Below are 17,001 nucleotides of genomic sequence, written 5' to 3' on the forward strand. Positions count from 1 at the left end.
GGCTCCGTCGTTGGAACGAATCGGACGAATACTCCATCCGTTCGGCAGCGGGCGAGCAGCGGCGGCGGGCGCGGCGGGCGCGGGGGCAGCGGCCTGGGCGGGCGGGCGGCGCAGCGTGGCTAGGGGGAACCGGCGGCTGACGCGCGGGGCGCGGTACGGGAAGTACGACGGCGGGCCGGACCCGCTCGCGCCACCGGTCGACCTCGCCGAGGCGCTCGACGCCATCGGCGAAGACGTGATGGCGGGGTACTCGCCCGAGCAGGCGCTGCGCGAGTTCCTGCGCCGCGGCGGCCGCGACCAGGCCGGCCTCGACGACCTCGCCGCGGGCGTCGCCGAACGGCGGCGCGAGCTGACCCAGAAACACAACCTCGACGGCACCCTGCGCGAGGTGAAGGAACTGCTGGAGAGCGCCGTGCTCGCCGAACGCAAGCAGCTCGCCCGCGATCCGCTGATGGACGAGGGCGACCGCGCGCTCGCCCAGATGCAGCTCGACAACCTGCCGGACTCGCCCGCGGCCGCGGTCAGCGAGCTCAACGGCTACCGCTGGCAGAGCGCCGACGCCCGCCAGGACTTCGAGAAGATCAAAGACCTGCTCGGCCGCGAGATGCTCGACCAGCGCTTCGCCGGCATGAAGAACGCACTCGAGAACGCCACCGATGAGGATCGGGCCGCCATCGCGAGAATGCTCGCCGACCTCAACACCCTGCTCGAGTCGCACGCCCGAGGCGAAGACACCCCCGAGCAGTTCGACGCCTTCATGGCCGAGCACGGCGCCTTCTTCCCCGAGCAGCCCGCGAACATCGACGAGCTGCTCGACACCCTCGCCGAACGCGCCGCAGCAGCCCAGCGGATGCGCAACTCGATGACCGCCGAGCAGCGCGCCGAGCTCGACGCCCTCGCGCAGGAGGCGTTCGGATCGCCCGAGCTGATGCAATCGCTCGCGCAGCTGGACGGCAACCTGCGCGACCTGCGGCCGGGTGAGAACTGGGGCGGCGGCGAGAACATGCAGGGCGAAGAAGGCCTCGGGCTCGGCGACGGAACCGGCGTCTTCCAAGACATCGCCGACCTCGACGCCCTCTCGGAGCAGCTCGCCCAGGGCTACGACGGCTCGCGGATGGACGACCTCGACCTCGACAAGCTGGCCCGCCAGCTCGGCGACGAGGCCGCTGTCGACGCCCGCACCCTGCAGCAGCTGGAGAAGGCCCTGCGCGATTCGGGCACCCTGAAGCGCGGCTCGGACGGTGCCCTCAAGATGTCGCCCAAAGCCATGCGCCAGCTGGGAAAGGCGCTGCTGCGGGATGTCGCCCAGAAGCTCTCGGGTCGCCAGGGTGCCCGCGAACTGCGGCAGTCGGGCGCGGCCGGCGACCGCTCGGGGTCGACGCGCGAGTGGGCCTTCGGCGACACCGAGCCGTGGGACGTGACCCGCACCATGACGAACGCGCTGACCCGCACGGCCGCGGAACGCGCGCCCGGAGCGGCCGGCGTGCGGATCGAGATCGGCGACGTCGAGGTGCAGGAGACCGAAGCCCGCACCCAGGCCTGCGTGGCGCTGCTGGTCGACACCTCCTTCTCGATGGCGATGGACGGCCGCTGGGTGCCGATGAAACGCACCGCCCTGGCCCTGCACACCCTGATCACGAGCCGGTTCCGTGGCGACGATCTGCAGCTGATCGGCTTCGGCCGGCACGCCGAGGTGATGGACATCGAGCACCTCGTCGGCCTCGACGCGCGGTGGGACAAGGGCACCAACCTGCACCACGCGCTGCTGCTGGCGAACCGGCACTTCCGCAAGCATCCGAACGCCCAGCCCGTGCTGCTGATCGTGACCGACGGTGAGCCCACCTCGCACCTCGAGGCGAACGGCGAGGTGTACTTCGACTACCCGCCGCATCCGCTCACCGTCGCCTACGCCGTGCGCGAGCTCGACAACGCGATGCGGCTCGGGGCGAAGACGACGTTCTTCCGGCTCGGCGACGACCCGGGACTCGCGCGCTTCATCGCGTCGATGGCCAAGCGGGTCGACGGCACGGTGGTGGCGCCCGAGGCCGACGACCTCGGGGCGGCGGTCGTGAGTTCGTACCTCGGATCGCGCCGCGGCGGCGCGGGGAGCGGTGGCCCCGCGACCGACGACTTCTTCGGCCGCGGCTGGCGCTGACGGCAGAACCGCTCAGAAAAGTTCAGAAACCTCAGAACAGCGGCCAGGGCGCCGCCGGCATGTGGCCCTCGGGCTGCGGGAAGACCCCGGATGCGCGCAGCCGCTCGCAGCGCTCGGCGAAGGCGTCGATCTCGGCCGCGGTGAGCAGGGGCGCGAGGCGCGCGGCGAGATCGCCCTCGAACAGTCCCGTCACGATGCGGTCGACCCCGGCCAGCTCGTCTGCGGAGAGCGGTTCGCCGATCCAGCCCCAGAGCACCGTGCGCAGCTTGTGCTCGGCGTGGAAGGTGAGGCCGTGGTCGACGCCGAAACGGTGACCGTCGGCCATCGCGAGCACGTGACCGCCCTTGCGGTCGGCGTTGTTCGCGATCACGTCGAACACGGCCATCCGGCGCAGTGCCACCGAGTCCTCGTGGATCAGTGCGACCGGCCGGTCGTCGCCGTCCTCGCCTTCGAAGACCACCCGCCAGCCCTCGTCGGGCACGGCGTCGGCCGCCACCAGATCCACCGCATCCTGCTCGGGGTCGAGGTCTTGCCAGAGCTGCACCATGCCCTCGCCGAGCGGGCCCTCGCCCAGCCAGGTGAGCGGCACCACGTTCCAGCCCAGTGCATCCGAGACCAGATGCGCCGCCACCTCGCGGTGGGCCAGACAGCCGTCGGGAAAATCCCAGAGCGGTTTCTCGCCTCGAATCGGCTTGTAGACCACCGGGGTCTCGCCGATGCGGGCGAAGAAGGTCGCATTCGATGCCGTCGTGATGCGGCCCGCGAGTTCGAGCTCGCCCTCGGGCGGCACGCTCAGGCCTCGGGGAACACGCAGTCGTGACCCTCGGGGTCCATCGGATCTCCGCAGCGCGGGCACAGCGGCCGGCCGGCCCCCACGATCTCGCGGGTGCGTTTGGCGAACGCGCGTGCGGTGCCCACGGGCATCCGCACCAGCAGCATCTCCTCGGGCTCCACCACGATGGCCTCGACGCCGTCTCCGTCTTCGGAGAGCTCGATGTCGGCCTCGTCGACCACCACCAGCGGATAGGCCTCGATCACGACCTGAGCGGTCGCCGGGTCCCAGCCCAGCCCGATCGCCCCGGTGCGGAACTGCTCGTCGACCGGCATCTCGAGCGGCTCGTTGTCGACCAACTCGACGGGAGTCGTGGCCTGGATGCTGAAGGGGTTGCCCTCGCCCGCCATCAGCTCGTCGAGGATCTCGTCGATCTTCTCGGCCAGGATCGCCGACTGCTCCTTCTCGAGCGCCGCGCTCACGACACGACGGCCACCCCGCACCTGCAGATAGAAGGTACGGGCGCCGGGTTGCCCGACCGTTCCGACCACGATGCGGTCGGGCCAGTCGAACTCATGGACGATGGTCGGCATGCTTCTACTCTAGGCCGGGCCCGGCGCCCGCCGGCTCGGCAGCTGTCGACTTCGGTGGGGCCTCTTCGCCGGGTTCCGGATGCCCGGCGCCCCCGCCGACCGGAGCATCGCCCGCCGGGGCGGCGGCGCGCAGCCAGGAGAGGTCGCCGGCATCCGTGTTGGTGGCGATCACCTCGGGGCGGCTGGAGCCGTAGCGCACGATGGAGACGGATGCGGGGCCGACGGCGATCCGCTGGAACAGGTCGAGGTGCATGCCGAGGGCATCGGCCAGGATCGCCTTGATGACGTCGCCGTGGCTGACCGCGACCCAGACGGCGCCCGCACCGTGCTCGGCCTCGACGGCGGCGTCGTGCCCGCGGATGGCGGCCACCGCACGGGCCTGCATGCCGGCCATCGCCTCGCCGTCGGGGAACACGGCGGCCGAGGGCTGGTTCTGCACCACCGACCAGAGGGGCTCCTTCGAGAGCTCTTTCAGCGCGCGGCCCTGCCACTGCCCGTAACCGCACTCGGTCAGGGCCTCGTCGATCGCGATCGGGAGGGCAACGGCGGCGGCGGCTTCGGCAGCGGCTTCGAGCGAGCGGATCGGCGCGTCGGCCGGCTGCGCCTCCAGGATGGCGGCAGCGGTCTGGCGGCACCGCTCCAGAGGGCTCGAGACGACGCCCACGAAGGGAACCGCGGCCAGCCGTTCGGCGGTGCGCGCAGCCTGCTCCTGCCCGACCTCGTCGAGCAGCACCCCGGGCGCGCGGCCGGCCAGGATGCCCTGCACGTTCGCGGTGGTGCGGCCGTGCCGCACCAGGATCACAGTGGCCATGTGCCCAGCCTAGGCGGCCCGTCCGACAGCGGGAGCGGAGCCGGCAGCGGTGGCGGTCGGGATGGCGGAGACGGCTGCGGTGGCGGCCGCGCAGCCGCTAGGGTGGCAGGGAACACACGGGAGCCCGGTGAGCCGGGCTGAGAGGAAGCGAACCACGCTTCGACCGTCGAACTTGATCTGGATAATGCCAGCGCAGGGAGAGTGAGAGCAGATGCTCGTCGTCGATCGACACCGCCGTGGGGCGGACATCGTCCGATTCGCCGATTCCGCCGGAGCCGTCGGTTCCGTTCGGCCGCCGGAGCGATCCGGTGTCTTCGTCGCGCCTGCATCCCGATCCTGATCGGCCGGTTCTTCGTGCGCGCCGCCGGTGCGTGCGAACCCGTTCCGCAGTGAAAGGCACGCACCCCATGTCATCCCCGTCCCCCCTCACACCACCCGCCCTCACCCCGCAGGATCTCGGCGTCGGCGCCCGCTTCACCGTCGCCGTGATGGACGGCGACTTCGCCGCCATCCTCCTCGCCGCGCTGGCCGGCGCCGACGCCACCGGTCTCGAGGTCGAGACCGACCCGGTGAGCACGCTGGTGCGCGGTTCCGAGCAGCGCGTGCTCGAGTACATCGCCGCCGTGATCGCCGGTGCGGCGCGGGGCGGCCAGCACGTGACGGCCTCGCTGCTGCTCTCGCGCGGCTGCCCCGGCGAGGTCACCTGCAGCACCACGCCCGGTCTGCTCGCGGAGGCGGCGCCGGTTCCCGTGCTGGCGCCCACCGGCATCCGCGCCTCGGCGCACTGGTCGCTCTACCCGCTCGACGACACAGGCCGGCCCGGCGAGGCGCCCGATCACCTGCGCGACATCTACGCGGCCATCGATCACGCCAAGGAGCTCGGCACCTACGTGCGCGGCGAGCACTACGCCACCCTGCTGGAGGGCGATCTGGCCGACGTGCTCGGTACCGTGGCCGCCGGCTGGGTGCTGGTGGGCCGGAGCGTTCAGCACGTCACGAGCCACGCGACGCTGTCGATCGCAAGCCCGACGACCGTCGTCGCGGCATCCGTCACCGACTCGAAGGCGGTCTGAGCCATGACCCCGACCGGAACCGCCCCCGCGCCCGCCCGCCGCTCCGCCCCCACGGGTTCGCCGTTCGCCTGGCAGCTGAAGGACATCATGCTCGTCGTGGTGTTCGGCGCCGTCTTCGGCTTTCTCTACTGGGCGCTCGTGCAGGGCTGGATCGCCCTCTCGGTGGCCACCGGCCCCTTCGGCGACCTCACCCAGCACGTGCTGCTGGGCGGCTGGCTGATCGTCGCGCCGATCGCGATCGCCATCATCCGCCGCCCCTTCGCGGGGATCGTGGCCGAGGTCATCGCCTCGGTGATCGAGGTGGTGTTCCTCGGCTCGGCCGTCGGGCCGCTGCTGTTCGTGGCCGCCGGCATCCAGGGCATCGGCAGCGAGCTGCCGTTCGCGCTCACCCGGTACCGGCGCTACGGATGGCTCGTCTACGCGCTCTCCGGGTTGTGCGGTGCGGGGCTGGTGTTCTTCTATTCGGCGTTCCGCTCGGGCTGGTACGGCACCGACCTGCTGCTCGTCCGGCTCGCCATCCAGCTCGTCTCGGGCGTGGTGCTCGGCGGCCTGCTCGCCAAGGTGGTGGTCGACGCGCTCGCCCGCACCGGCGTGGTGGACGGCTTCGCGATCGGCCGGGCCCGCTTTGGCGCCTGAACCCGCGGTCGACGGGGCATCCGGAACCGGATCGGCGGGTGCTGGCCGCGCCGCCGCCCGGCTCGCGGAGGTGACGGTGCGTGCGCCCGGTCGCGTCGATCCGCTGATCGCCGACGTGTCGCTGCAGCTGGCCGCGGGGGAACGGATGCTCGTGGTCGGCCCCTCGGGGTCGGGCAAGTCGAGCCTGCTGCAGGTGCTCACCGGTGTCATCCCGTTCTCGCAGAACCTCGAGTCGTCGGGGGAGGTGCACCTGGACGGTGTCGAGGTGTCGGATCAGCCCGTGGTGCAGCGCTCTCGCCGGCTGGGGGTGGTGGCGCAGGATCCCTCGGCCGCGATCTGCCTCGCGCGGGTCGACGAGGAGGTGGCACTGCCGTTGGAGAATCACGGCGTGGCTCCCGGGCAGATCTCGGGACGGATCGACGAGGCGCTCGCCCGGTCCGACGCGAGCGCATTGCGCGAGCGGGTCACCGGGAGCCTGTCGGGCGGCGAGGTGCAGCGGGTCGCCCTGGCGGCCGCGCTCGCCGCCCGCCCCGCGGTTCTGCTGCTGGACGAGCCCACGTCGATGCTCGACCCGGCCGGGGTGCGTGCGGTGCGGCGGGCGGTCGACGCGCTCGCTGACGAGGGCCGCACGGCCGTGCTGCTGGTGGAGCACCGCCTCGACGAGATCGCCGGCGCCGACGGGGCGCGCGGGCTCCCGGAACGCACCGTGGCCCTGGATGCGCAGGGCCGCGTGCTCGCCTCCGGCCCGACCGAGCAGGTGCTGAGCGAGCACGCGGGCACCCTGCACGACGGCGGGTGCTGGCTGCCGCTGGATTCCGAGCTGCTCGCGATCACCGGCCACCCGGGCGGCCTCGATTCGCCGGCGGTGCGGGCCTGGCTGCGCGAGCAGTCAGGGGCGGTGGCGGGTGCCGGGGTCGCCGATCCTGTCGTGTTCGAATGGGCGCCCGGCGCCCGGCACGGCGATGGCCGGAGTGATGCCGCGGTGAGGGACAGGGGTGCGGATCGCGCCGGGTGGCCTCACGAAGGCCCACAGGGAACAGACGTGCTGCTGTCGGCTCGATCGCTGATCGTGGGGCGGCCGGCGCCTGGCGCTCGCGCCGCACGCGGCTTCGCCCGGCGGCGTCGTGCGCCCGTCGTCGAGCCGGTGCTGCGCGACGTCGATCTCGAGCTGCGCGCCGGCGAGGTGGTGGCGTTGCTCGGCGCGAACGGCTCGGGCAAGTCGACGTTGCTGCTGACGCTGGCCGGACTGCTGCCGGCCGGCGGGGGATCCGTCACCGGGCCGCGCCCGAGCATGGTGTTCCAGAACCCCGAGCTGCAGTTCCTGGCCCATCGCGTGCGCGACGAGATCGCGGTGGGTCTCACCGGCGGGCCGGACCGCATCGACGAGATCGTCGACCGGCAGCTGCGGCGGCACCGGCTCGAGCACGTCGCCGATCGCGAACCGCACCGGCTGTCCGGCGGTGAGAAGCGGCGGCTGAGTCTCGCGGCGATGCTCGCCCACGACGACCGCCCGGTGCTGCTCGCCGACGAACCCGCCTTCGGACTCGATCGTCGCGACACCGTGGCCACGGCCGCCGCCTTCCGCCGGGAGGCCGCCGCGGGGCGGGGGGTGCTGTTCTCCGGACACGACCTGCGCTTCGTGGCCACGGTCGCCGACCGTGTGATCGTGCTGGCCGACGGCGCGGTGGCGGCCGACGGCCCGACCCTCCCGGTGCTCCAGGACGCCCACGTGCTGAGGCGCGCGGGTCTCGAGTTGCCCCCGCTGATCGCGTGGCTGCTGGCCGAGGTCGAGGCCGGAGCGGAGATCGACGCCGAAGCCGAAGCCGAAGCCGAAGCCGAACCAGAACCCGAACCTGAAGCCGAGGTCGCTCTGCCGGGAACCGTGCGCGTACTCCGTGCGCTCTATGCGGCCGGGTCGACGTCCCCGAGGGCCGACACGGCGGACGATCCGGGCGCCCGCAAGGCCCACCAGACCGCACCGGCGGCGCCCCCGCCCGCATCCACCCCCTCTCCACGCCGAAGCGAGGCCCTCCGATGACGTTCGCTGCCGCTCCGATCCCCGACTCTCCGCTGGCCCGGCGCAACCCCACCGTGAAGCTCGCCGTGCTCTTCGTGGTCTCGGTCGCCCTGCTGTTCGTGCTCGATCCGGTGACGCCCACCGCGATCTACCTGCTCGGCCTGAGCGGTGTGCTGCTCGCCGGCCGACTGCCCGGGCGCACGGTGCTGCGGGCCCAGCTGCCCTTCTGGGCCTTCGCCTTCGGGGTGTTCTCGGTCAACGTGCTGAGCCGGCCGGGCACGGTGCTCTGGCAGGAGGGCCTGCTCCGCGTGACGGTCGAGGGCCTCACCGTGGGAGCTGCGCTCGCCGCCCGCACGCTCGCCATCGGCATCCTGGCCGTCGGCTTCGTGCTCACCACCGACAGCCTGCGACTCATGACGAGCCTGCACCAGAACGCCCGGCTGCCCGCCCGCCCGAGCTATGCGCTGATGGCCGGCTACCGGCTGCTGCAGCTGCTGCCGGGGGAGTGGTCGGCCATCCGAGCGGCCCAGGCCGTGCGCGCACCGCTGCGTGGAGACGGCACCGTGCGCGCGGGCCCGAGCGCCTTCGGCCGCGCGGCCTTCGCCCTGCTGGTTCTCGCCATCCGTCGCGGCGAACGGATGGCGCAGTCCCTCGAGTCCCGAGGGCTGGGCCTCGCACCCCGCACGGTCTGGCATCCGGTGCGCCTGCGTGCCGCCGACCTCGTGTTCGCCGGCGCCGTGCTCGGAGTGCTCGGGGCGGTCATCGGCGCGGCCGGGATGCTGGGCCTGCTCGCCGGCCCGGGAGTGCTGTTCTGATGCGCCGCGCCCACCTCGTGGCCCTCGTGAACCCGCCCACGAGCCAGTACGCCGCCAACTGGAGCAACCCGCTCAGCCGTTCCGACTGGCTTCGCGGCACGTTCTACGGCGACCTCGGCCGCCTGCTGGAACGCGGATGCTTCGACATGGTGTTCCTGGCCGATGCGCTCGCCGTGCCCGAAGACGCCGACGGCGAGATCGCCACCACGCTGCGCACCGGCGGGAAAGGTGCGATCTACCTCGACCCGATCGTCGGTCTCTCGCACATCGCCGCCGTCACCACGCACCTCGGACTCGGCGCGACGGTGTCGACGACCTTCCAGCCGCCGTTCTCGATCGCTCGCAGCCTGCTGAGCCTCGACCAGCTCTCCGGCGGCCGGGCCGCCTGGAACATCGTCACCTCCACCACCGACGCCGAGGCGCGCAACTACGGGTTGCCGAGCATCCCCGGCCGCGACGAGCGCTACGACCGGGCCGACGAGGTGGTGCAGTCGGTGATCGACCTCTGGGAGGGCTGGGATCCGCACGCGCTGCGACGGGATGCGGCATCCGGAATCTTCGCCGACCCCGCAGCCGTGCACCGCGCGCCCCGCGGAACGGCCGCCCACCGCTGTCGCGCGGCCCGCTGGCCATCCCGCGCAGCCCGCAGAACCGGCCGGTGCTCATGCAGGCCGGTGCCTCGCCGCGCGGGCTGGAGTTCGCCGCGCGCTGGGCCGAGGTGGTGTTCGCCACCGGTGGCTCGGCGGAGGTGATGCGCCGGCAGCGCACTGCCCTTCGCGAGGGCGCGAGACGCTGGGGCCGCGACCCCGATTCGCTGCTCTACCTGCCCGCGATCCAGCCGGTGCTGGGCGCCTCGGAGGCGGATGCGCGGCGGCGTCTGCGCTCGCTGGAGGAGGCGCTCGACACCGACGAGGTGCTGGTCGCCCTCGGCCGGCTGCTGCACGCCCGGGAGCACGAGCTGGTTCCGGATGCGCCCGCGGCCCCGCTCATCCGGGCCCATCGGGGCGCCACCGGAAGCGACGGCTTCGAGCGCTCGATGCTGCACACCGCCGAGGCGGAGGGGCTCACCGTGCGCGAGCTGGCCTTCCGGCAGGCGCTCAGCCAGTTCAACCTGCAGCCGGTCGGCACGGCCGCCCATGTCGCCGACCAGCTGGAGGAGCTTCTCGACACCGGGGCGGCCGACGGCTTCGTGGTGATGCCGGCGCTCTACCTCTCGTCGTTCGACGACGTGGTGAACGCCCTGGTGCCCGAACTCCAGTGCCGAGGCCGCCTGCGCGACCGCTACGAGCACCCCACCCTGCGCGGCAACCTCTTCTGACTGGCGTGTCGCGACTATGCCTGGCCAACGACGCGCACCGTCTCGGTCGAGCGTCTCGCCGGCATCCGCGGTGCCGCGCCGGGGTGGGTCATGCAGCAGGTCGATCGCGCGCTGCGGTTCCACCTCTCGCTCTGACCGTGCGGCCGCGCGATAATCGAGCGTGCTCTCCTGGTTCGGTACGGCCATCCCCACGACGCTCTTCATCATCCTCGAGGTGATGCTGCTGGTGCTCGCGCTGGTCATCGCGCCGATCCGGCGACGGCCCTCGGCGGCCCTGGCGTGGATCGTGGTGATCGTGGCGCTGCCGCTGATCGGGCTGCTGCTGTTCGCCCTGATCGGCTCGCCGCGCCTGCCCAAGAAGCGCCGCGACCAGCAGCGCACCATGAACGAGCGGATCGAACAGACCACGGTGTCGGTCGATCACGTGGCGCTCGGCCCCGGCACTCCGGTATGGCTGCCCGCGATCGCCCACCTCAATCGCGAGACCGGGGCGATGCCCTTGGTCGACGGCAACACCGCCACGCTGCTGCCGCACTTCGAGGAGCAGCTGGCGGCGCTCATCGCCGCCGTCGAGAACGCCCGCTCGTTCGTGCAGGTCGAGTTCTACATCCTCTCGCTCGACGAGACGACGAGGCCCTTCTTCGACGCCCTGGCGCGCGCGATCGCCCGGGGCGTGGAGGTGAAGGTGCTGCTGGATCACCTCGGCTCGCGCGGTTACCCCGGCTTCGCCCCCGCCAAGGCCGAGCTCGACCGCATCGGTGCCGACTGGCGGCTGATGCTGCCGGTGCTACCCCTCAAGGGCCTCTACCAGCGACCGGATCTGCGCAACCACCGCAAGCTCGTGGTGGTCGACGGCGAAATCGCCTTCGTGGGCTCGCTGAACCTGATCGACCCGAGCTACGACCGGGCGGGCAACAAGCGCCGCGGCCTGCAGTGGCGTGACCTGCTGGTGGAGGTGCGGGGGCCGGTGGTACAGGAGGTGAAGGGAATCTTCACGACCGACTGGTTCAGCGAGACCGGCGAGATCCCCGATTCGGGAGGCCTGGATGCGGTCGCCGACGACGGCGACCCCGACACGGTTCTCGCGCAGATCGTGCCGAGCGGCCCCGCGTTCGAGTTCGAGAACAATCTGGCCCTGTTCAACTCGCTGCTCTACGCCGCCGAGCGCCGCATCTCGATCACCAGCCCGTACTTCGTGCCCGACGAGTCGCTGCTCGACGCCATCCTCACCGCCGCCCGCCGGGGTGTGGCGGTCGAACTGTTCGTGGGCGCGATCGGCGACCAGTTCTTCGTCTTCCACGCGCAGCACTCCTACTACCGCGACCTGCTCGAGGCCGGGGTGCGCATCCACTGCTATGACGCGCCCACCATCCTGCACGCGAAGCACCTCTCGATCGACGACCAGGTGGCCGTGGTCGGCTCGTCGAACATGGACATCCGCTCGTTCCAGCTCGACCTCGAGGTGATGATGCCCGTCTGCGGCCGTCGGTTCACCGACGACCTGCGCGCCGTGGAGGACGAGTACCGGGCGAACTCCACCGAGCTCACCCTCGAGGCCTGGGACGGCCGCGGCCGCCTGCACGCCTTCATCGACAACTTCACCCGGCTCACCTCGGCCGTGCAGTAGGCGGGCCGGCCGCCGTCAGAGCGCCGCCGTGGTCTCGCCGCGCACCACGTGGATGAGGTCGCCGGGCTGGACCGCCTCGGCCGGCGCGTGCGGTTCGTCTTTCTGCCGCCCGAACAGGGTGGTGAGCCCGTGCAGGCGCGACAGCATGATCGCGGGTTCGTCGACGCTCACGGTCGACAGCCGAGGCGAGACGAGCTGTCCGATATCGGTGTCGTCCATGCCGATCAGGGCCAGATCGTCGGGAATGGCCAGCTTCAGCTCCCGGGCGGCCGCGCAGACGGCGATCGCCACGTCGTCGTTGTAGCAGCAGAGGCCGAGCGGCTCGCTGCGCCCCGCTTCGAGCAGGCCCGCGACCGCGCGCGTGGCTCCGCCGACATCGAGCGGGATGCGCACCAGCTCGGGAGCGTCGAGGCCGTGCTCGGCGGCCGCCTGCACGATGCCGGCGTAGCGCGGGGGCCCGAAGGGGTCGAGGCGGGCATCGGAGATGGCGGCGTAGACGAGCCGGCGTGGGCCGCCGCGCAGCAGCTCGCCCACCTGGAGCGCCCCGATGCGGGTGCTCACCGGGTCGGCGGCGACGGTGTCGTCGTACTCGGGAACCACGGGGGCTCCCGAGGCGACGAGCTGCGCCTGCTGCGCGGGGGAGAAGACCCCGAAGTTCACGACGGCGCTCGGCCGCAGGTCGAGGACCGACGCCAGCGTGCTCTCGCTGTCGGCGGCTGCGAAGCGCACCACCACGCTCAGGCCGAAGGTCGCCGAGGCCTCGGCGATCGCATCGACGGTGTTCTGCAGATGCGGTCCGAAGGTGGCGTGCGGCACGACCACGACGATCAGATCGCTGCGCCCGGTGACCAGCGCGCGGCCCGCGCGCGAGGGCCGGTAGTTCAGGGCGGCGGCGGACTGCAGCACCCGATCGCGGGTGGCGTCGGGAAACCGCGCCGTCTCGCCGTTCAGGATCTGGCTCACTGTCGAGCGCGAGAATCCCGCGTGCCGGGCGACGTCGACGCTCGTCGCGCGGCGCGCGGGCGGGCGGAGCTCGGAGTCCATGAGGCTATTTTGACACATCTGTTGACACGCGACAGCACAGCTGTCTACCTTTAGTGTCGCGTGTTACTGACACGTGACAGCATCTACACGACGCATGACGAAGGAGTCACCCATGGCGAGGGATTCGGCCAGGAACCAAGCGGAACAGGCGCGCGCGGCGATCGCCGTGAGTGCCGAGGACTCGACCACGGCCGCGCTCGCCGCCGAATCGGTGGGGCAGGCGATCGGCGCCACCGGCCAGCGGCTGAGCATCCGCGAGCGGCTCGCCTACGGCGTGGGCGACGTCGGCGGCAACCTGATCTTCGCCCCGATCTCGGCGTTCCTGCTGTTCTACTTCACCGACACCGTCGGCATCGGGGCGGCCATCGCCGGAACCCTGCTGCTGTTCGGCCGGGTGCTCGACGGCACGATGGACCTCGTTCTCGGCTCCTTCATCGACCGCACCTCCACCCGCTGGGGCAAGGCGAGGCCGTGGATCCTGTTCAGCGCCCCGGTCGTGGTGATCTCGTTCATACTGCTGTTCAACGTGCCTTCCGCGCTGGAGGGCGGCGCGAAAGAGGCCTACGCCTTCATCATGTACTTCCTCTGCCTCGGCGTCGGCTTCGTGGGATCGAACCTCGCGTACCACACGCTGCTCTCGGTGATCACGACCAACTCGAAGATGCGGGTGTCGCTCACGGTCATCCGCACCTTTTTCGCTCTGCTGACCACACTCGTGGTGAACTTCATCACCATCCCGATCGTCACCTCCTCCGGGGGCGGTCAGGCCGGCTGGACCCTCGTGTCGCTCATCTACGGCGCTGTGGCCGCCGCCACCTTCCTGATCGTCTTCTTCGGCACCAAGGAGCGGGTGACGTCGACGCTCCGGGTGGAGTCGGGCAAGAAGATGCCGTTCGGCCAGACCGTCACGATCCTGGTGAAGAACCCGTATTTCTTCCTGGTGTTCGGGTTCTTCCTGCTGAACTTCCTGCTCACGGGCACCAGCGGCGTGGGCATCTACTTCGCCAAGGACGTGCTGGGCGACCCCAACCTGTACAGCTTCCTCGGCCTCATCCAGATCCTCCCGTTGCTGATCGGCATGTGGTTCATGCCCCCGCTGATCGCCCGGTTCGGCAAGCGGCGGCTCATCATGATCGGCGTCGTGGTGACGGTGGCCGGCATCCTGATCACCCTGATCGACCCCTCGAGCTTCACCCTGGTGCTGACGGGCGGGCTCGTGCGCTCAGTGGGTGGCATCCCGATCGCGGCGGCCCTGTTCGCGCTCGTCGCCGACGTCGTCGACTACGGCGAGTGGAAGACCGGGGTGCGGCTCGACGGCATGACCTACGCCGCGGCGACGGCCGGCCAGAACTTCGGCGCCGGCCTCGGCGTGGCCCTCGTGGGGTGGCTCCTGGCCGCCGCGGCCTACGACGGTGCCGCGACCGTGCAGCCCGCTTCGGCGGTGGGTATGGAGGTGTTCCTCTATCTCTGGATCCCGCTCATCGCCACGGTGCTGATGGGCGTCATCATCTACTTCCTGAACATCGACAAGAACCTCTCGGTGCTGCAACGCGACCTCGCCGCACGTCGAGCCGAGCGCGAGGCCGCCGAGGCGGGCGGAACGGAGAACTCATGAAGCGCATCCCCTTCACCGACGGCTGGCGGTTCCGCGAGAAGGTGAACCCGTTCGCCGAGATCGGCGGCCCGGCGGCACCCTACGAGCCGGTGCTGCTGCCGCACGACGCGTCGATCGGGCGAGCTCGTGATCCGCAGGGCGAGGCGGCCGCCGCCTACTTCCGCGGCGGGGCCTACCAGTACCGGGCCGAGTTCGAGACTCCGGCCGGCGCTCCGCACGTCGTGTTCGAGTTCGAGGGCGTGTACCGCGATGCGATGGTGTACATCAACGGCGACTTCGCCGGGCAGCGGCCCAGCGGCTACGCCTCGTTCACGGTCGACGCCGGGCCGCTGTTGCGGCCGGTGGGCGAGTCGAACGAGATCCTCGTCGAGGCGCGGGCCCATCGTGACTCGCGCTGGTACACCGGGGCGGGCATCTACCGGCCGGTCTGGCAGCTCACCGGTGGCGAGGTGCACATCCCGGCCGACGGACTGCGGGTGTCGACTCCGGATGCCGAGGCGAGCGGGGCGACCGTCGAGGTCGCGGTCACGGTCGAGAACTCCGGCAGTCGTATGAGAACGGTCGACGTGGAGGTGACGGTGACCGATCCGGATGGCGCGACCGTCGCGAGCGGGGTCGCCCGGGTCACCACGCGGCCCGGCACCACGGCCCTCTCCCGCCAGCGCCTGCACCTCGCGACACCCGCGCTCTGGAGCGAGCACTCGCCCGCGCTGTACCGCGCCACCGCGCGATTGCTGGGCGACGGGCGGCCGATGGACGAGGCCGAAGCCGTCTTCGGCGTCCGGCGCCTGCAGCTCGACCCGGTCAACGGGCTGCGGGTGAACGGCGAGACCGTGAAGCTGCGCGGGGCCTGCGTGCACCACGACAACGGGCTGCTCGGTGCCGCCACCTTCGCCTCGGCCGAGGAGCGCCGGGTGCGGCTGCTCAAGGAGGCCGGGTTCAACGCCATCCGCTCCTCGCACAACCCGCTGAGCTCGGCGATGCTGGACGCCTGCGACCGCCTCGGCGTGTACGTGATGGACGAGACCTTCGACGTCTGGACCTCGGCGAAATCCGACTTCGACTACTCCCTGCACTTTCCGGAGTGGTGGGAGCGCGACGTGGAATCGATGGTGGTCAAGGACTACAACCACCCCAGCGTCATCTTCTACTCGATCGGCAACGAGATTCCCGAGACCGGTTCGGCGGTGGGCGGGATGCTCGGGCGCGAGCTGGCCGAGAAGGTGCGTTCGCTTGATTCCACACGGTTCGTGACGAACGCGGTGAACGGCATGCTCGCGGTGATCGACGACGTCAAGCGGATGGCCGCGGAGCGGGCGGCCGCGGCGGATGGCGGTGCGGCTGCCGGTGCGGAGGCGGCCGATGGTGGTGCGGGTGCCGAGGAGGGCGCGGGCATCAACACGCTGATGGCGGGTCCCGGCGACTTCATGAACCTGATCGGCGCCTCGCCGTTGGTCACCGAGAAGACCGCCGAGTCGTTCGGGGTGCTGGATGTCGCGGGCATGAACTACCTCGACGCCCGCTATGCGAGCGACCGGGAGCTCTTCCCCAACCGCGTGATCGTCGGCACCGAGACGTTCCCGACCCAGATCGACCGCAACTGGGCTCTGGTGACCGAGTACGGACACGTCATCGGCGACTTCACCTGGACCGGCTGGGACTATCTCGGCGAGGTCGGCATCGGGAGGCCGCAGTATCTCGACGCCGAGCATCCGGAGCCCTCGATCGCGGCGCCGTACCCGTGGATCGCGGCGTGGTGCGGAGACCTCGACATCATCGGCCACCGCCGGCCCGCCTCGTTCTACCGGGAGATCGTGTTCGGCCTGCGCGGCGAGCCCTACATCGCCGTCGTGCGGCCGCGTGACGGCGACGCCACCTTCTATGCCGGGCCGTGGACCTGGAGCGACAGCATCAGCAGCTGGACCTGGCCGGGCCAGGAGGGGTCGCCGCTCACGGTGGAGGTCTACAGCGATGCGGAGGAGGTCGAACTGCTGCTCGATGGGATCTCGCTCGGCCGCCGGGCCGCGGGGCCGGGCAACCGATTCCGTGCCGAGTTCGAGGTGGAGTATCGGGCGGGTGAACTCACGGCCGTGGCCTGGCGGGGTGGTGTCGCTTCGGAGCGCTTCGGGCTGCGGAGTGCGGAGGGCGCGGTCGAGGTCAGGGTGACGGCCGAGCCCGCGTCGATGACGGCGGCGGACGGCTTGGTCTTCGTCGCCGTCGAGCTCGTCGACGCACAGGGAACCGCGGTCACCGGGCCGGATCGCGCCGTGACCGTCTCGATCGCGGGCACGGCGGCGCTGCAGTCCTTCGGCAGCGCGAACCCGGCACCGGACACGGCGTGGGGCTCGCCCACGCAGTGCACCTTCGACGGCCGGGCGCTCGCGATCGTACGCCTCGAGGACGACTCCGAGAGCGTCGTCACGGTGAGCGCGGACGGGTGCCCGTCCGTCGAGCTCACGCTCGGCCGGGCGGCGCCTCGGGCCTGATCGCAGCTCCAGCTGCCGCCCGCCCGCGAGCGGTCGGTG

Annotated in this window: 14 protein-coding genes and 1 riboswitch; of the genes, 10 read left to right on the forward strand and 4 right to left on the reverse strand. The window is 71.5% G+C overall.

Annotation, left to right across the window (positions count from 1 at the left end):
* Positions 1–115: 115 nt before the first annotated feature.
* Positions 116–2,155, forward strand: a complete 2,040-nt coding sequence (locus Q0D75_RS16435; RefSeq protein WP_291055899.1) for a VWA domain-containing protein — start codon at positions 116–118, stop codon at positions 2,153–2,155.
* Positions 2,156–2,186: 31 nt separating this feature from the next.
* Here Q0D75_RS16435 and Q0D75_RS16440 read toward each other — a convergent pair whose 3' ends face one another.
* From Q0D75_RS16440 to Q0D75_RS16450, 3 genes are read right to left on the reverse strand one after another with little or no spacing between them, the layout of a single operon-like run.
* Entirely contained in the window at positions 2,187–2,951 is a 765-nt protein-coding gene (locus tag Q0D75_RS16440; protein WP_291055902.1) for an SCO1664 family protein, read from the reverse strand.
* The gene (locus Q0D75_RS16445) at positions 2,948–3,520 is read right to left on the reverse strand and encodes a DUF3090 domain-containing protein (RefSeq protein WP_291055813.1); all 573 of its coding nucleotides are present in this window, start codon (positions 3,518–3,520) and stop codon (positions 2,948–2,950) included. Before Q0D75_RS16445 ends, Q0D75_RS16440 begins: the two co-directional genes overlap by 4 nt.
* Before the next feature lie 4 nt (positions 3,521–3,524).
* Positions 3,525–4,331, reverse strand: a complete 807-nt coding sequence (locus Q0D75_RS16450; RefSeq protein ID WP_291055815.1) for a histidine phosphatase family protein — start codon at positions 4,329–4,331, stop codon at positions 3,525–3,527.
* 106 nt (positions 4,332–4,437) lie between these two features.
* Positions 4,438–4,547, forward strand: a riboswitch (TPP riboswitch).
* Between the two features lie 191 nt (positions 4,548–4,738).
* Here Q0D75_RS16450 and Q0D75_RS16455 point away from each other — a divergent pair.
* The 7 genes from Q0D75_RS16455 to cls all read left to right on the forward strand — a co-directional run bounded on the left by Q0D75_RS16455 (position 4,739) and on the right by cls (position 11,817).
* Positions 4,739–5,404, forward strand: a complete 666-nt coding sequence (locus tag Q0D75_RS16455; RefSeq protein WP_291055818.1) for a YkoF family thiamine/hydroxymethylpyrimidine-binding protein — start codon at positions 4,739–4,741, stop codon at positions 5,402–5,404.
* 3 nt (positions 5,405–5,407) lie between these two features.
* Positions 5,408–6,040, forward strand: a complete 633-nt coding sequence (locus Q0D75_RS16460) for an ECF transporter S component (protein ID WP_291055821.1) — start codon at positions 5,408–5,410, stop codon at positions 6,038–6,040.
* Positions 6,030–8,078 carry an ABC transporter ATP-binding protein gene (locus Q0D75_RS16465; protein WP_291055824.1) on the forward strand — a complete coding sequence of 683 codons (2,049 nt, stop codon included), beginning with the start codon at positions 6,030–6,032 and terminating at the stop codon, positions 8,076–8,078. Before Q0D75_RS16460 ends, Q0D75_RS16465 begins: the two co-directional genes overlap by 11 nt.
* Positions 8,075–8,872 (forward strand): energy-coupling factor transporter transmembrane component T, encoded by a 798-nt coding sequence (locus tag Q0D75_RS16470; RefSeq protein WP_291055826.1) that lies wholly within the window; start codon positions 8,075–8,077, stop codon positions 8,870–8,872. The genes Q0D75_RS16465 and Q0D75_RS16470 overlap by 4 nt, the downstream gene beginning before the upstream one ends.
* Positions 8,872–9,624, forward strand: a complete 753-nt coding sequence (locus tag Q0D75_RS16475; protein WP_291055828.1) for an LLM class flavin-dependent oxidoreductase — start codon at positions 8,872–8,874, stop codon at positions 9,622–9,624. The genes Q0D75_RS16470 and Q0D75_RS16475 overlap by 1 nt, the downstream gene beginning before the upstream one ends.
* Positions 9,537–10,190, forward strand: a complete 654-nt coding sequence (locus tag Q0D75_RS16480) for an LLM class flavin-dependent oxidoreductase (RefSeq protein WP_291055905.1) — start codon at positions 9,537–9,539, stop codon at positions 10,188–10,190. The genes Q0D75_RS16475 and Q0D75_RS16480 overlap by 88 nt, the downstream gene beginning before the upstream one ends.
* Positions 10,191–10,350: 160 nt before the next feature.
* The gene (gene cls, locus Q0D75_RS16485) at positions 10,351–11,817 is read left to right on the forward strand and encodes a cardiolipin synthase (RefSeq protein ID WP_291055831.1); all 1,467 of its coding nucleotides are present in this window, start codon (positions 10,351–10,353) and stop codon (positions 11,815–11,817) included.
* Positions 11,818–11,832: 15 nt separating this feature from the next.
* Here cls and Q0D75_RS16490 read toward each other — a convergent pair whose 3' ends face one another.
* A complete protein-coding gene (locus Q0D75_RS16490) occupies positions 11,833–12,861 on the reverse strand; it encodes a LacI family DNA-binding transcriptional regulator (RefSeq protein WP_291055834.1) in 1,029 nt (342 codons plus the stop codon).
* A 112-nt stretch (positions 12,862–12,973) separates the two neighbouring features.
* On the opposite strand from Q0D75_RS16490, the gene Q0D75_RS16495 reads away from it, so the two are divergent.
* A complete protein-coding gene (locus Q0D75_RS16495; RefSeq protein WP_291055837.1) occupies positions 12,974–14,476 on the forward strand; it encodes a glycoside-pentoside-hexuronide (GPH):cation symporter in 1,503 nt (500 codons plus the stop codon).
* A complete protein-coding gene (locus tag Q0D75_RS16500) occupies positions 14,473–16,962 on the forward strand; it encodes a glycoside hydrolase family 2 TIM barrel-domain containing protein (RefSeq protein WP_291055840.1) in 2,490 nt (829 codons plus the stop codon). Before Q0D75_RS16495 ends, Q0D75_RS16500 begins: the two co-directional genes overlap by 4 nt.
* Positions 16,963–17,001: the final 39 nt, after the last annotated feature.

Origin of the sequence: Herbiconiux sp. (assembly GCF_023264855.1) — a bacterium.
Lineage (GTDB): Bacteria > Actinomycetota > Actinomycetes > Actinomycetales > Microbacteriaceae > Herbiconiux.

Bases quoted from the DNA above. Each gene is read 5' to 3' on its own strand.
- Q0D75_RS16480 (WP_291055905.1), top strand. From the start codon at position 9,537: ATGCAGGCCGGTGCCTCGCCGCGCGGGCTGGAGTTCGCCGCGCGCTGG.
- Q0D75_RS16445 (WP_291055813.1), bottom strand. From the start codon at position 3,520: ATGCCGACCATCGTCCATGAGTTCGACTGGCCCGACCGCATCGTGGTC.
- Q0D75_RS16475 (WP_291055828.1), top strand. From the start codon at position 8,872: ATGCGCCGCGCCCACCTCGTGGCCCTCGTGAACCCGCCCACGAGCCAG.
- Q0D75_RS16455 (WP_291055818.1), top strand. From the start codon at position 4,739: ATGTCATCCCCGTCCCCCCTCACACCACCCGCCCTCACCCCGCAGGAT.
- Q0D75_RS16470 (WP_291055826.1), top strand. From the start codon at position 8,075: ATGACGTTCGCTGCCGCTCCGATCCCCGACTCTCCGCTGGCCCGGCGC.
- Q0D75_RS16500 (WP_291055840.1), top strand. From the start codon at position 14,473: ATGAAGCGCATCCCCTTCACCGACGGCTGGCGGTTCCGCGAGAAGGTG.
- Q0D75_RS16495 (WP_291055837.1), top strand. From the start codon at position 12,974: ATGGCGAGGGATTCGGCCAGGAACCAAGCGGAACAGGCGCGCGCGGCG.
- Q0D75_RS16460 (WP_291055821.1), top strand. From the start codon at position 5,408: ATGACCCCGACCGGAACCGCCCCCGCGCCCGCCCGCCGCTCCGCCCCC.
- Q0D75_RS16490 (WP_291055834.1), bottom strand. From the start codon at position 12,861: ATGGACTCCGAGCTCCGCCCGCCCGCGCGCCGCGCGACGAGCGTCGAC.
- Q0D75_RS16450 (WP_291055815.1), bottom strand. From the start codon at position 4,331: ATGGCCACTGTGATCCTGGTGCGGCACGGCCGCACCACCGCGAACGTG.